The organism is Streptomyces sp. NPDC033221, from assembly GCF_055577005.1.
This window is the reverse complement of the sequence record NZ_JBVIQN010000042.1, coordinates 1-13387: the sequence shown is the minus strand read 5'-3', so window position 1 is coordinate 13387 and position 13387 is coordinate 1. Positions and strand designations below refer to the sequence as shown.

Here is a 13387-nt window from a genome sequence, read left to right as displayed (position 1 = left end):
ACCCGGCCGACTCGCGCCTTTCCGCCGTGGCCGGCCAGGTGGGCGCTCCGTCATCTCCCCGACCCACGCCGTCACCGTGTCCGCCTTCGCGTACAGCGGTTCCGTACCCTCCGTGGCGCAGAACCGCAGATGGTCCTCCACCGCGCGGCCGTATGCGTCGATCGTGTTCGGCGCCCGCCCGATGTTGGCCATGAACTGCAGCCACCTGCGGGCTTCTTGATCCGCTGCCAGGGTAGGGAACCTGCCCCATGAGACATCGACTATGGCTCCAAGCTAGCCCCAGCCGATTCCACACAAGGCGGTTCCTGCACGGGACGGAGTGGCGTGCTCAGAAGAAGTGCAGCAGGTGGCGCAGCCATGGCGGGAGGCAGGAAGGGCCGAGCTGACGACGCGAGTTGTGGAGGAGCGGCTGGACGCCTATGTCACCACCCTGATGGCCACGCTGGGCTGAACCAGAGCGGCCGCAGGCGTGGGCGTGGTACTGGCCAAGCGTCTGGCGAGCCGGCGGGGTACCCGACTGGCCGCGGCGACGCTGCCGCGACGGTCGGCCCACCTGCCCACCTGGCCCACCTGGCCCACCCGGCCCGGCTCGGCTGGCGCACGGTGCTCGGCGGGCCGCGTGCCGCGTTCGCGGTTGCCACCTTCGCGGGCGCGATGGCGCTGGCGATCCGTGCCCTGACCGTGCAGGACCTCACCGCGCGGTACGCGGCGGTCGTCCTGCTCACCGGGCTGTGCTGCGGGGTCGCGGTCGGCATGGTTGTCCAACTGCGCCATATCCTGACGGACCCGGTCGTGGCCGACGACGAGGTCTCGCTGACCGCCGACGTCATCATGCGGGTCGAGGACGCCTGCGACGTCGCCACTGGGCCCGCCACTGGGAGGCCCGCGTCGGCCAGAGTCCGGCGAGCCGGCACGACCAGCGGCAGACCGGGCGGATCGCTCTCCTTCGCCGCCAGTTCAAGGCCAATTGGCAGGAAAGAGGGCGTCTCCAGGGTCAGGCTGACGCCGCGGCCACTGTCATCGCGCCCTGCCCGCCGAGAACACCGCTCTCCGGGATCAGGCTGCCGAGCGATCGGCTGTCGTTGTGCCGCTTGCCAGGTCTCAAGCCACCTGCGAGTGAGCCGGGCTGTCAGGTCTCCTGCGATCCGGTGTTGCCGGGCAGGAGCTCGGCCAGCAAGTCCCGGATCCTGTGTTCGATCTCGTTCCGGATCGGCCGGACCGCCTCAACGCCCTGCCCGGCCGGGTCGGCGAGTTTCCAGTCCAGGTACTGCTTGCCGGGGAAGACGGGGCAGGCGTCCCCGCACCCCATGGTGATCACGACGTCGGATGCCCGCACCGCCTCGGTGGTCAGCACCTTCGGACGCTGGGCGGAGAGGTCGATGCCGGCTTCGGCCATCGCTTCGACGACGGCCGGGTTGACGGTGTCGGCCGGGGCGGACCCGGCGGAGCGGACCTCGATCTGGTCTGCGGCGAGATGGGTGAGGAAGGCGGCGGCCATCTGCGAGCGTCCGGCGTTGTGGACGCACACGAACAGCACCGACGGCTTGGATGCGGTGTCAGGCACGGGCGGAACCTTCTTCGGCGGCAGGTGCAGGGGCTGACAGGCACTCCGAGCCGGGGAAGTACCGGCGGGTGGCGAGGGCGACATGGACCAGGCCGATCAGCACGGGCACCTCGATGAGCGGGCCGACGACTCCGGCCAGGGTCTGCCCGGAGGCGGCTCCGAACGTGGCGATGGCCACGGCGATGGCCAGTTCGAAGTTGTTGCCGGCGGCGGTGAACGCCAGTGTGGTGGCCCGCGGATAGTCGAGACCGGCGGCTTTGCCCAGGGCCATGGAGCCGGCCCACATGAGGGCGAAGTACACCAGCAGCGGCAGCGCGATCCGGGCGACGTCCCAGGGCTGGGAGGTGATCGCGTCCCCCTGGAGGGCGAACAGGACGACGATCGTGAACAGCAGCCCATAGAGGGCGAACGGGCCGATCCGGGGGATCAGCTTGGTCTCGTACCAGATGTGGCCCATGGCCTTCTCGCCCAGGCGGCGGGTGAGGAATCCGGCGACCAGCGGGATGCCGAGGAAGATCAGCACACTGCGGGCGATCTCCCACACCGACACGTCCAGACCGGTGGTCCCCAGCCCGAGCCAGCCGGGCAGCACTTGGAGATAGAACCAGCCCAGCGCGGCGAAGGCGATCACCTGGAACACCGAGTTCAGGGCGACGAGGACGGCGGCGGCCTCGCGGTCGCCGCAGGCCAGGTCGTTCCAGATGATGACCATGGCGATGCAGCGGGCCAGTCCGACGATGATCAGGCCGGTCCGGTATTCCGGCAGGTCGGGCAGGAAGATCCAGGCCAGAGCGAACATCACCGCGGGACCGATGATCCAGTTGATCACCAGGGAGGGGAGCAGCAGGCGGCGGTCGCGGGTGACGGTGTCCAGGCGGTCGTAGCGGACCTTGGCCAGCACCGGATACATCATCACCAGCAGGCCGAGCGCGATCGGCAGCGAGACGCCGGTAACGGTCACCTTGGCCAGAGCGTCGCCCAGGCCGGGGATGAGACGGCCCAGCCCGAGGCCGGCGGCCATGGCCAGCAGGATCCATACGGCCAGAAAACGGTCCAGGAAGGACAGTCGGCCGGCCACCGGCACGGCGGCCGCGGGGGCGGCCTCGGCGGTCACGAGGCGGCCCTGGCGGGCTCGGGCAGGGGCTGTCCGGCCGGGCGGGCCAGGATGCCGGCGAGCCGGTTGGTCATCTCGGGCAGCAGCCAGTAGTACACCCATGTCCCGCGGCGTTCGCAGTCGATGAGCCCGGCCTGCCGCAGGAGTTTGAGGTGGTGGGAGATCGTCGGCTGGGACAGGTCGAAGGCCGGGGTCAGGTCGCACACGCACACCTCGCCGCCGGCGCGGGAGGCGATCATCGACAGCAGCCGCAGCCGCACCGGGTCCCCAAGAGCCTTGAAGATTTTCGCCAGTTCGGTGGCCTGCTCCTCGTCCAGCGGGGCAGTCAGCAGCCCCGGGCAGCAGGATTCGGTCTGTCCGAGCACCTGGAGTTCTTGTTTCGACACACTTCTATGTTGACGAACGTCGATCCAGGACGCAAGCTGGCCTGTATCGAAGTTTGTCGATGCAATGAGATCAGGGAGGACGTCATGTCCCGTGTTCAGCTCGCCCTCAACGTCGCCGACCTGGAGGCGTCGGTGGAGTTCTACTCCAAGCTCTTCGGCGTCGAGCCGGCCAAGCGCCGCCCCGGATACGCCAACTTCGCCATCACCGAGCCGCCGCTGAAGCTCGTCCTCATCGAGGGCGAGGCAGGCCAGGAGACCCGGCTCGACCACCTCGGCGTCGAGGTCACCTCCACCGGGCAGGTCACTGCGGCCACCGACCGTCTCAAAGAGGCGGGCCTGGCGACCTTCGAGGAAAACGACACCTCCTGCTGCTACGCCCTCCAGGACAAGGTCTGGGTGACCGGCCCCGGCAAGGAGCCCTGGGAGGTCTACGTGGTCAAGGCCGACGCCGACCGGATGGGCAGGAGCCCTGCCCTCGTCGGCGACGCCTGCCGCGGCAGCGAACCCACAGCTGCCGAGCCCGCCCAGGCACCGACTGGTTGTGCCTGCGGCGGCAGCTGACACCCCGGCTCAGGATCACCTCGTCGGCTTCGGAGACGGCCGGAACCACGGCAAGGAGCTGACCCCGCGCCTTCAGCGATGTGACGGAGGTGGCCGCCCGGGAACAGTCGGACTGTGCTTTGGACGGTGAGCTGCCGGCCGTGACGGATGCGGGGGAGACCTCCTTCGGGTGGCTGTAGACCCGGGCCGGGCGCGGCCCGACACCTGGCCCCGAGCACCGCAGCCTCCTGCACACTCACGGCAGCTGGGTCATCATCCAAGGCGTGCGTCGTCGCGCCGACCGGATGCGGTTCACTTCGCAGAGCCTGGCCCGCAGCCGCGGGCACATGCTGTCCGTGACCGCCTTCCTCACCCGGACCTCCCAGACGGGCCGCGGCCTCAACGCCGTCACCCAGCGCGACATCGACGAGTGGCTGGATGCCGGCGGGCCCTCCCGGCGCTCCGTCCGTGGCTCCTTGCAGTGGACCGGCCGCCACGGCATCACAGCCGACCTCGACGTGCCGGGCCCCGCCGCCCGCCGGAACCGTGCAACTGGCATACGCCTGAGGAACGCTGGCCTCTGCTGGCGGCGCCTGAGCGACGACGTCCTTCCACTCGACACCCGTGCGGCCGGGCGCCTGGCCCTGCTCTACGGGACCAGCGGCCAGCGGATCACCGAACCCGCAACTCACCACCTCACCGGCGGCCGGCAACCCACCATTCCACTCGGGCCGCACCCAGCCGCCCTGCCCCCGACGGTGTTCGAACTGCTGACACGGCAAGCCGGACTCGCGGGCACCGCCGCGGCCATCGCACGCAGCGGCATCCGCGCCGGGGTGCCGTGGCTCTTCCCCGGCCAGATCGCCGACCGGCCCGTCCCCGCACCACAGCCCCGTAGGCACCGATCTTCTCCTTGACGGCCGCAAAGTGGCGGCCATCGCCTGCATCACGGGCGCCGAACACCTTCCTGCCGAAGCTGTAGGCCTTGCGGAGCAGGGAGAAATGCGGATGCGTCTGCGCACTCCGGGCGGCTGGTGGGGCGGGTCACGGGTGGTAGACGGTGCCGGGCTGCGGGCTGGCCGGGGCCAGGAGTTGGGGGACGGTGACGAAGGTGTATCCCCGGGCGCGGAGCTCGTCGATGATCCTGGGCACGGCGGGGACGGTGCCGTCGTAGATGTCGTGGAGCAGGATGATGCCGTCGCGGGATGCCTGGTCGAGGATGCGGTCGCCGATCAGGCGGGTGTCAGTGGTGGCGTAGTCGCTCGCCGTGGCGCTCCACAGGATTTCGGACAGGCCCAGTGCGCGGGTGGCCGATCCCACCGACTCGTCCGTGCCGCCCTGCGGCGGTCGCATGAGGGTGGGGGCCTTGCCGGTGATCTTCTGGATCGCGTCCTGGGTGCGGACCAGCTCGTCGCGTATCCGGTCGGGGGTGAGGTCGTCGAGGCGCTGGTGGGTCCAGGTGTGGTTGCCGATCTCGTGCCCTTCGGCTGCTTCCCGGCGTACCAGGTCAGGGTGGGCGAGGACATGATTTTTGCCGAGGAGGAAGAAGGTGGCGTGCACCTTCTTCTCTTTGAGGATGTCCAGGAGCTCCGGGGTGTGGGGCCCGGGGCCGGCGTCGAAGGTCAGCGCGATGCACTTCGCCTTCCGGCAGTCCACCGGTGCTTCTGCGGACTTGCCCGCGGAGGCTGCCGGGGAGAGTGCGCTCTTGTCCGCTTGCCCGCGCGCCTGGGCCGGCGTGACGCGTTGTTGCCCGCATCCGGTCACCAGGGCTGTCCCGGTGAGGAGGCAGAGCGCAGCGGTCGCTGCGCGACGCCGGCGGGCGATGCCGCGGTGGCCCGGGCGGAGGAGACGGACGAGACGGGTGGTGGGGCTGGGCATGAGGGCAGCTTTCTGAGGGGCCAGGTACGTAGGAGGGCCAGGCCGGCGCGGGCCCGTCGAACCCTGCTCGACCGCGAGCAGGCAGGCGCTTCGTCGTCCGGCGTGGTGGAGACACACCCTGCAGGAGCCAGCCCAAAGATGATCTAAAGAACCCAAAGATCGCCTTCAGGGAAAAAGGCGGGCGGCGTGAAAGTCTTGACCGCGTGAAAGGCATCCTGGTCGTCGAGGACGATCCGCAGCTCGGGCCCGCCCTACGGCGCGGGCTGACGGCAGAGGGCTACCGCGTCGACCTCGTCCGCGACGGCAACAGCGGACTGGAGCGGGCCCTGACCGGCGACCATGCGGTCATCGTGCTGGACATCATGCTTCCCGGCCTGAACGGCTACCGGGTCTGCTCCGCTCTACGCGCCGCGGGTCTGAATACGCCCGTACTGATGCTGACCGCGAAGGGCGGCGAGTACGACGAGGCGGAGGGCCTGGACACCGGTGCCGATGACTACCTGGTCAAGCCGTTCTCCTCGGTGGTCCTGCTCGCGCGGCTGCGGGCCCTGCTGCGCCGGGACGGCGCCGCCGCGGCCAGCCGGTCCGTACTGCGCGCCGGCGACCTGTGGGCGGACCTGTCCTCCCGCCGCGCGGGACGGGCCGGCACCGAGTTCGCCCTGACGCCCAAAGAGTTCGCCATCCTCACCTGTCTGCTGCGCGTACCGGACCGCCCGGTGTCGAAGGAGGCAATCCTGGACGAGGTCTGGGACCCGGCGTACACCGGGGGCACCGCCATCGTGGAGGTCTACATCTCCGCACTGCGCAAGAAGGTCGACGCCCCCTTCGCCGCCCACAGCATCGAGACCGTCCGCGGATACGGCTACCGCCTCACGGCCCGGGAACAGCCGTGACAGCCAGCCGGAAGCATCTCTTGCGCCGCCCACCGGCCCTGCTCCGTGTCCTGCCCGGGCACCTTCGTATCGCCTGCGTGGCGGGGCTCGCCGCCCTCGTACTGTTCGGCAGCGGGGCATGGTGGCTGTTCCGGCACGTCAGCGCCGACGCTTACGGGAAGACGGAGAACCGGGCATTCGAGCTGTCCATCCAACTCGCCGCCCAGGCAGCCGCCGGCAAAGAAGACCTCGCCGATCCCCTGCTCCACTGGCCCCTCATCCAGATCGACCGAACAGGCCGCATCGTCACCGCGGCCGACGGCACCATGGACCTCGCCGGCCTGACTGCGCTGCTCCCTCCGCCCCCCGCCCAGCCTTCCCGCCGGGCAACCGCTTCCCCGGAGCGGGGCACGGTCCACGTCGGCGCGGTCGACGAACGCGAGCACGACCGCTTCCACCGGTCCGACGGGACGCTGAAGCCGCCCCCCAGCCACGGCACCACTGCCCAGCAGAAGGCTCTCCTCGACCACCGGCAAGCTCACGATCTCGCACACCGCACCATGACCGTCTTCGCCACCGCCGTGCACACCCCGGCGAAAGAGTGCCACCGGCCCACCGAAACCGACGGCTCGTGCCGCTCCACCCTCTACGTCTTCACACCCCCCTACGTCGCCGAGTATTCGACCGCCGCCCTGCGCATCCCGCTCACTGCGGGTGTCCCCCTCGCCGCGCTGCTGGTCGCCGCCCTTGCCTGGGCCGCCGCACGCCGCTCCCTGCGTCCGGTCGAAGCCATCCGGCAGGAGGTCGCCGAGATCTCCCACAGCAGCCTCGAACGCCGAGTCCCCGTTCCCGACGCCCGCGACCACGTGCGCCGCCTGGCACTGACCACCAACACCACCCTGGACCGGCTGGAGACCTCCGTAGAACGCCAACGCCGCTTCGTCGCGGACGCCTCGCACGAACTACGCTCCCCCGTCGCCGCCCTGCGCTACGAACTCGAAACCGCTCTCGCCCATCCCGACACCATCGACCCGTACCAGACACTCCACGACGCCCTCGCCGCCACCCGGCGCATCCACACCCTCACCGAAGACCTGCTTCTGCTGGCCCGGCCCGACCACCCCGCCGCCCACTCCCTCGTCGACCTGGCTGGCCTCACCACGGAACTCGTCCACGAGTACCAGCACCGCAGCCACCCTGTCTCGCTGCGCAGCAGCCCCGGTCAGGCCCCCGTCCGCGGCGACGGCGCACAGCTCCACCGGCTGCTGCGCAACCTCCTCGACAACGCCGTACGGCACGCACACACCACCGTCGTCCTGGACGTCACCGACGACGGCCACACACGCACGGTCACCGTCCACAATGACGGCACGCCGCTGCCCCCGGCCGAGTACGAGCACATCTTCGAACGGTTCACCCGCCTCGACGAGGCCCGCGCCCGCGACATGGGCGGCAGCGGCCTCGGGCTCGCCATCGCCCGCGATATCGCCGAACGCCACCACGGCACCCTCACGGCCCACTCCGACCACCCCCGCCCCGGCACCACCTTCACCCTGACCCTCCCCGGCCCACCGGACACGACGTCGTGAATGCGGACCAGAGGCGGGGCGAAGACGGCGGCAGTGGTGTCATGACCGCCGGACCGCAGGCCGACCCGGTGCACCAGCCGATCTGAGTGTGGCGACCTTGGACCGGCACATCAGCGACTTGGCGCTCGTACCGGCTATGGACCGATGGCGAGCCGACAGCGTGCACTTGTCACGGTCGGCCGGTTCCGAGGAATCTCCGAATGCTGGTCCTTCTCCACGGACAGGGCCTCCGTCGCGGTCTCCGGGCGACACGCAGGCCTCAACGCAGTGGGTGTGCGTGTCGACGTCGGTGATCATACTCGTCGGCAGGCGCATAGCCTCCCGGCGTCAGTGAGAACCGCGACCGCGTTACCGATGAGAGCTTCGTGGTGGGCCTCCTGCTGGTGGCGGACAGCGCGTGCGGCGGCGAGGCCGTCGTACCGGTCGCTGTCCGTCATGCCGGTCTCCCCGCATCCCGACCGTTCGCAGGTCCAGCGGGACCAGGCATCCCGCCCCTCCACCGTGTAGCGCCTGTTCCACGGGGACACGCGCAGCTCCTCCCGTGGGCTTGAGGGGCAAGTACACCAGCGAACGAAGAGAAGCCGGTGATATACGGCCCGTCCATTCCCGGGTTCGGAGTTTTCACGTCGGGCGATGTCACCGGATGTGAGCTCTTCGACGTGTGGCTGAGGGGTACACGCAGTGAGTCTTGCGCCATCGGGGGAGACGTCTGGGCGGTTGGTGATGATGCCGTCGATGCCCCAGGCCGTCGCGGCCTGCCAGGCGTATTCGCGGTCGACGGTCCAGACGAAGACATCGATGCCGGCGGCCTTGAACTGGTCGAGTGCGATGGGGCGGGCGGCCGGGGCCTTGAACGGCACCGAGGAGACCGTGACGGAGAACTCGCGGGCCGCGGCCACCGGGTCCGGGTCGAGGAATCACCCGTGCGTACCAGAGCGGGCGTTGCCGACCTGGCGGGGCTGTTCGCGAGCTCGTGGGGCTGTGCGGCAGCCGGACACGGCGGTGCGCCGCAGCCCCTCGGCTGCGGCGCACCTGGAGTCCGGGCCGCTGGTGGCGGCCCCGCGGGCTCAGTGGCGGCCCCAGCGCTTGGTGTCGACCACCCGGTGGTGGTCATTGCGCAGGGTGGCGGTGTCGCGGCGGTTGTCCCACACGTAGGTGCGGCGGTCCTGGTAGACGTCACGCCAGGTGTCACGCCCGTGGCCGGTGTGGACGCGTACCTCCTGGCGGCCGTTGAGGCGCAGGTTGTTGAAGCGGTAGGTCTTGTGGGTGCGCGCGCTGGTCAGGGTCCAGTTCTTGAGGTTGACCGCGCGGTGGCCGGTGTTCTTGACGGTGACCCACTCGCCGTTCAGCGAGCGGTTGGAGCCGTCGTCGCGGCCGGGGCTGTCGGCCTGCACCGCGCCGATGACGATGGGGGAGCGGGGGGCGGGCAGAGTGTGCGCGCCGGTGGCGGCGGCGGGCAGGGCCGCGGCGGTGGCCAGGGCGGCCGAGCCGAGCGCGACGGCCGCGAGACGGGCAGAACGGGACATGACAAACCTCCTGCGTACAGCCCCGCCTGCGGCGGAGCCGATCGGATGAGATGCCCGGAACTCCCGGGCGGACCTCACTGTGCGCCCGCCACACAGGTGGTGGTTGAAGATGCGACGGCTCATTACAGAATCCGGACATTTGCACACCCGCGCCGCGCCCGTCGTGTACGCCTCCGCGTATGCCGGACGGTCACGCGCCCCTCGGGCCGCCTCATCGGGTACGCCGCTGACCTGGGGATTCGACGAGCCCGAATGTCCTGGGAATGGCGGCTCGCACGGGCGTGCCCGGATGCCCACTACTGTGGCGTGCCGGCGCCTTCTTCCGTCCGGTGCATCCTCCTGCTGGGCAACGAGGCGCCGCAGCCGCCGGGCACGCACCGTTGCAATTACTTCACTCGATGGTCACAGTCGGTGACTGTAGTGGGGCTGCGGTGACGGCCACGTAAAACTTCGATCTTTCCGTGGCCGAACGGAAACCAGCCCCGACGCGTCCGGCGGCGGGCGGAACGGTTGGTCGCGGCAGTGCTGGAGGTAAGCGGCCAGTGGCGGTACGGGGGAGCGCCGATTACCGGTGAGGTGCCGACCTTCGGCAAAATGGTGCCATGATCGAGATCCGCACCCCCCGCCTTCTGCTCCGTCGGTGGCACGACGACGACCTCGCGCCCATGGCGGACATCAACGCGGACCCGCGGGTCATGCGTTGGATCGGCGACGGCTCGGTGCGCGACCTGGACGGCACGGCTGAGGCCATCGAGCGCTGGGAGGAGGAGTGGGACGAGGAGGGCTTCGGGCTCTTCGCCGTTGAGCTGCTGGCTTCGGGGGAACTGGCCGGCTGTACGGGTCTGTCCGTGCCCGAGTTCCTGCCGGAGGTACTGCCCGCCGTGGCGATCAACTGGCAGCTCGCGCCGCAGTTCTGGGACCAGGGGTACGCCTCCGAAGCCGCCCACGCCACACTGGAGTTCGCACTCCAGGACCGTGGCCTCGACCGTGTCATCAGCATCAGCCAGGTGGGCGACAACGCCTCCGGGAACATCGCGCGCAAGCTCGGCATGGAGCTGGAACGCGAAACGGCACATCCGGTCCACGGCCGTCCGCTGCGCGTGCACGCCATCGATCTCACCGAGTTCCAGGCGTGAACCGGTTCCAGGCCGAAAGCTTGGTCCGCTGTACCTGAGTCCGATGCGACAGAGCCGACAAGGCGCCACGTCATCCCGCTCCGGTCGACCGTGCGCAGCGGTCTGCCGGGCGGGACACCACGCCGTGCCAAGCGTCGGCGGGACACGTGCCGGTGCCGCGGTCGGCTCGACCAAGTGCCCGGCGTGTCCGCGGACGCGGCATCAGCGCCGCGCTGGTGAACGGACCCCGCCATGAATCCGCGGCTCTGCTGCGCGCTCGTGGCGCGGTCAGCCTTCAAGCGGTGCGTTCGCTGTCGTACGGCCCTGCTTCTGCGCCGCACCGGTACGGAGCAGACCGCTCTCGCCTGACCCGGAATGCGGGTGAGGCGAGAGCGGGGCACCCTTCCAAAAAGCGGCACGAAGGGCACGCACCTTCCGGACACGCGCAGAAGGCTCCGACGCCAGAGGCGCCTGCTGCCCCATTGGCGGGAGTCCCGCGTGCAATTGCAAGGAGAACCCGGAACTTCGCCCCCTACGGGCGGGCATTACGCCCTAGCGGCCGTCCCGTTGGGGGCCAAGCGGTACCTTGCCCCGCCTCCACGGCCCGGTCATTGTTCCGCGATCTCATGATCACATGGCGTGATCGCTTGATTCCGCTCCATGCTGGCGTCCGGTTCCTCCATGACGCGTCGGCACCGCCGGGAGGAATTGTCCGGACACATCCCCGTGGAAAGGTTCTTGATGATCAGAAAGCACTCCCTTGCCGTGCTCACACCGCTGACCGTCTCTTCCCGGAACACGGTGCCGGCCGCGATCGAACAGGTCGCCGCCATCGGCACGTTCACCCCGTTCCTTGACTTCGCGCAACAGGCCGTCGAAGCCCTGCATGACAGCGGCAGCCGGCGCTCCGCCGCCCACGCGCCGGGGGCTCGGGATGAGGAGCGCGCCGGATGACTCCGCACCCCGTCCCGCCTCGGCCACCCAAAGGCGTTCCACCCGGTAAGCCGGGGCGAAAGCCGGGACCGATCGCCGACGGCGTTGGCGCTGCCCACCGTGCCTGGCTGGAGCCACTGCGAGCGAAGTTCACGACCAGTGGCCTGACGGTCACCGAGCTGAGCGAGCGCTCCGGCTGGGCGAAGTCGAAGGTCTCCGAGCTGCTGCGCGGCACCGGCCTCTACCCGCGCTGGGAAATCACCCACAGCCTGCTGCGGGTTCTGGATGTCCCCGCCTGGCCGGTACGGCGGCTGTGGATGGCCGCGGCCCGCGAGGCGCACAAGAAGGACGAGTGGATCGACGGGTGCCTGCAGAAGGTGGCTCTGACCACGGGCCCAACCGATCCGCCCCTGGACCTGCAGGCGTTCAAGGACCTCAACGAGTCCGCCTACCTCGGCTATGCCCGAACGTTTTTGTCCGGAGAGGACGAGGTGCATGAGGTGATCAACGAAGCATTCAACATCCTTTGGCTGTGTTGGCCGGAGGCTACGCACAGCCCGGACGTCATGCGGTTCGCCTGGAATGTGCTGCGCCGAGGCGTGATGTCCCGAGCCTGCCACACCGACGGCTGCCCCGACCTGACCACGGCTGCCTTCGACACGGTGGCTCTGAGCGAGGTGACCTGCCTCGAAGATCGGTTCGCCCAGGTCGAGGAATCGATGTCCCTGTTCCAGGCCATCGGCCGGCTGCCTGCGCAGCAACTCGATGTCATGGTCCTCAGGCGCCTGCGCGGCATGGATTTCACCGCCGTGGCCGATGTGCTGGGCATACCTCTCGCCTCGGTACGCCTGGCTGACCGGTACGCCCAGCAGCATCTGACCTCCGTTCTCCAGCCCAAGAACACCCCAGGAGGCACGACCGCATGACTCCGATCGAACAGCTCCTCGCCCGCGCCTTGCTTCTCGACGCCCCGGCCGTGCCGCGCGACATCGTGCCTCGCAGAGAGCCCGATGCCGCCTTCATGCCGCGGGCCGCTGAGGCCGTGGCCGTGTCGGATGCCTACAGCCGCAACGGGGCTGACCGGATGGCGGCGCGGGACCTGCGGACCCTGTGCGAGACGGTGCTGGCTCACACTACGACCGCATGCCTGCAAGGATTCGTCACCGACCATCTGCCGGAGCCCCCCGGCGCCAGGGTCCTGGGCTGCATTCTTCAGCTGACCGACGATGAGGACAGCGCACGTGCCTGGTGGCAGTACGCCGCCGGCGCCGGGGACGAGACCGCTTCCTACTGCCTCTATCTCCAGCATCTGACACTCGGGGACACCGAAGCAGCCGCCTGGTGGCATCAGCAGACCCCGCTCGGCACCCGCCCCAAGCCGGGAGGCGTTTCTCACTCTCCCGGCAGCCCAGAGCCGATCGAAAATCTGGACGACAGCTTCCCGACCGTGCTGCGTGTGCTGACACGGCTGGCCCGGGCCGAACGGCCACGGCCTGAGGCTGTCGACGCGGTCATGCACTACGTTCCGGGTGCCATCGCGCTCGGCTACATCGACAACCCGGATTTCGAGCTTCCGCTGCCCAGCGACTTCGCCGATCACATCACCATTCTCCTGGCCGCCACGTCGGCTGCCCCCACCTGGCTGGAGACCCGCCCGCGACGGAACAGGCCACGGCTTCCCGGCCGAGCACCCACCCGCGCGAAACGCTGCACCGCCGGACCGACAGCACGCGGCCCACGATGAGCCGCACACCGAGATGCGCGTTGGGCGAGCTCTGCGGATCTGAGTGGGGGTGGCATCGGTCTGTGCGGATGGCATCTGGCAGGCTTGTGGGCTGGTCTGGGGGTATGTGGCCGGGGTGTCATGGAG

14 protein-coding genes and 1 pseudogene are annotated in these 13387 nt (G+C 69.7%); 9 read left to right on the top strand and 6 right to left on the bottom strand.

From position 1 onward, the window contains the following. Positions 1 to 310: 310 nt before the first annotated feature. Positions 311 to 451: pseudogene (locus tag ACZ53K_RS36795) on the top strand (aminoglycoside phosphotransferase); the annotation flags it as partial. Between the two features lie 678 nt (positions 452 to 1129). Here ACZ53K_RS36795 and ACZ53K_RS36790 read toward each other — a convergent pair. Genes ACZ53K_RS36790 through ACZ53K_RS36780 form a run of 3 tightly spaced genes read right to left on the bottom strand, consistent with a single transcriptional unit; the run spans position 1130 to position 3064 of the window. Beyond that, a complete protein-coding gene (locus ACZ53K_RS36790) occupies positions 1130 to 1564 on the bottom strand; it encodes an arsenate reductase ArsC (protein WP_468845700.1) in 435 nt (144 codons plus the stop codon). Beyond that, the gene (gene arsB, locus ACZ53K_RS36785) at positions 1557 to 2678 is read right to left on the bottom strand and encodes an ACR3 family arsenite efflux transporter (protein WP_468845698.1); all 1122 of its coding nucleotides are present in this window, start codon (positions 2676 to 2678) and stop codon (positions 1557 to 1559) included. The genes ACZ53K_RS36790 and arsB overlap by 8 nt, the downstream gene beginning before the upstream one ends. Beyond that, positions 2675 to 3064 carry an ArsR/SmtB family transcription factor gene (locus ACZ53K_RS36780; RefSeq protein WP_468845696.1) on the bottom strand — a complete coding sequence of 130 codons (390 nt, stop codon included), beginning with the start codon at positions 3062 to 3064 and terminating at the stop codon, positions 2675 to 2677. The genes arsB and ACZ53K_RS36780 overlap by 4 nt, the downstream gene beginning before the upstream one ends. 84 nt (positions 3065 to 3148) lie before the next feature. Between ACZ53K_RS36780 and ACZ53K_RS36775 the strand changes: the two genes are divergently transcribed. Both ACZ53K_RS36775 and ACZ53K_RS36770 read left to right on the top strand, forming a co-directional pair. Further along, positions 3149 to 3625: an ArsI/CadI family heavy metal resistance metalloenzyme gene (locus tag ACZ53K_RS36775; protein WP_468845693.1), complete on the top strand. Its 477-nt coding sequence runs from the start codon at positions 3149 to 3151 to the stop codon at positions 3623 to 3625. A gap of 263 nt (positions 3626 to 3888) precedes the next feature. Beyond that, positions 3889 to 4521: a hypothetical protein gene (locus ACZ53K_RS36770; protein WP_468845691.1), complete on the top strand. Its 633-nt coding sequence runs from the start codon at positions 3889 to 3891 to the stop codon at positions 4519 to 4521. A gap of 127 nt (positions 4522 to 4648) precedes the next feature. Here ACZ53K_RS36770 and ACZ53K_RS36765 read toward each other — a convergent pair whose 3' ends face one another. Continuing rightward, positions 4649 to 5482, bottom strand: a complete 834-nt coding sequence (locus ACZ53K_RS36765) for a polysaccharide deacetylase family protein (RefSeq protein WP_468845689.1) — start codon at positions 5480 to 5482, stop codon at positions 4649 to 4651. 203 nt (positions 5483 to 5685) lie between these two features. Here ACZ53K_RS36765 and ACZ53K_RS36760 point away from each other — a divergent pair, with 203 nt between their 5' ends. After that, positions 5686 to 6375, top strand: a complete 690-nt coding sequence (locus tag ACZ53K_RS36760) for a response regulator transcription factor (protein WP_468845686.1) — start codon at positions 5686 to 5688, stop codon at positions 6373 to 6375. After that, complete coding sequence (locus ACZ53K_RS36755; protein WP_468845684.1) at positions 6372 to 7943, top strand: sensor histidine kinase; 1572 nt, start codon at positions 6372 to 6374, stop codon at positions 7941 to 7943. The genes ACZ53K_RS36760 and ACZ53K_RS36755 overlap by 4 nt, the downstream gene beginning before the upstream one ends. Positions 7944 to 8236: 293 nt before the next feature. Here the strand turns inward: ACZ53K_RS36755 and ACZ53K_RS36750 are convergent, their stop codons facing one another. Both ACZ53K_RS36750 and ACZ53K_RS36745 read right to left on the bottom strand, forming a co-directional pair. After that, positions 8237 to 8842, bottom strand: coding sequence for a glycerophosphodiester phosphodiesterase family protein (locus ACZ53K_RS36750; RefSeq protein WP_468845681.1), 606 nt, complete (start codon positions 8840 to 8842; stop codon positions 8237 to 8239). Between the two features lie 168 nt (positions 8843 to 9010). Beyond that, positions 9011 to 9469 carry a lamin tail domain-containing protein gene (locus tag ACZ53K_RS36745; protein ID WP_468845679.1) on the bottom strand — a complete coding sequence of 153 codons (459 nt, stop codon included), beginning with the start codon at positions 9467 to 9469 and terminating at the stop codon, positions 9011 to 9013. Positions 9470 to 10071: 602 nt separating this feature from the next. Between ACZ53K_RS36745 and ACZ53K_RS36740 the strand changes: the two genes are divergently transcribed. From ACZ53K_RS36740 to ACZ53K_RS36725, 4 genes are all read left to right on the top strand, one after another. Continuing rightward, positions 10072 to 10605, top strand: coding sequence for a GNAT family N-acetyltransferase (locus ACZ53K_RS36740; protein WP_468845676.1), 534 nt, complete (start codon positions 10072 to 10074; stop codon positions 10603 to 10605). Positions 10606 to 11244: 639 nt separating this feature from the next. Continuing rightward, entirely contained in the window at positions 11245 to 11538 is a 294-nt protein-coding gene (locus ACZ53K_RS36735) for a hypothetical protein (RefSeq protein ID WP_468845673.1), read from the top strand. Continuing rightward, entirely contained in the window at positions 11535 to 12443 is a 909-nt protein-coding gene (locus ACZ53K_RS36730; protein ID WP_468845670.1) for an RNA polymerase subunit sigma, read from the top strand. The genes ACZ53K_RS36735 and ACZ53K_RS36730 overlap by 4 nt, the downstream gene beginning before the upstream one ends. Continuing rightward, the gene (locus ACZ53K_RS36725; RefSeq protein ID WP_468845668.1) at positions 12440 to 13261 is read left to right on the top strand and encodes a hypothetical protein; all 822 of its coding nucleotides are present in this window, start codon (positions 12440 to 12442) and stop codon (positions 13259 to 13261) included. The genes ACZ53K_RS36730 and ACZ53K_RS36725 overlap by 4 nt, the downstream gene beginning before the upstream one ends. Positions 13262 to 13387 lie beyond the last annotated feature (126 nt).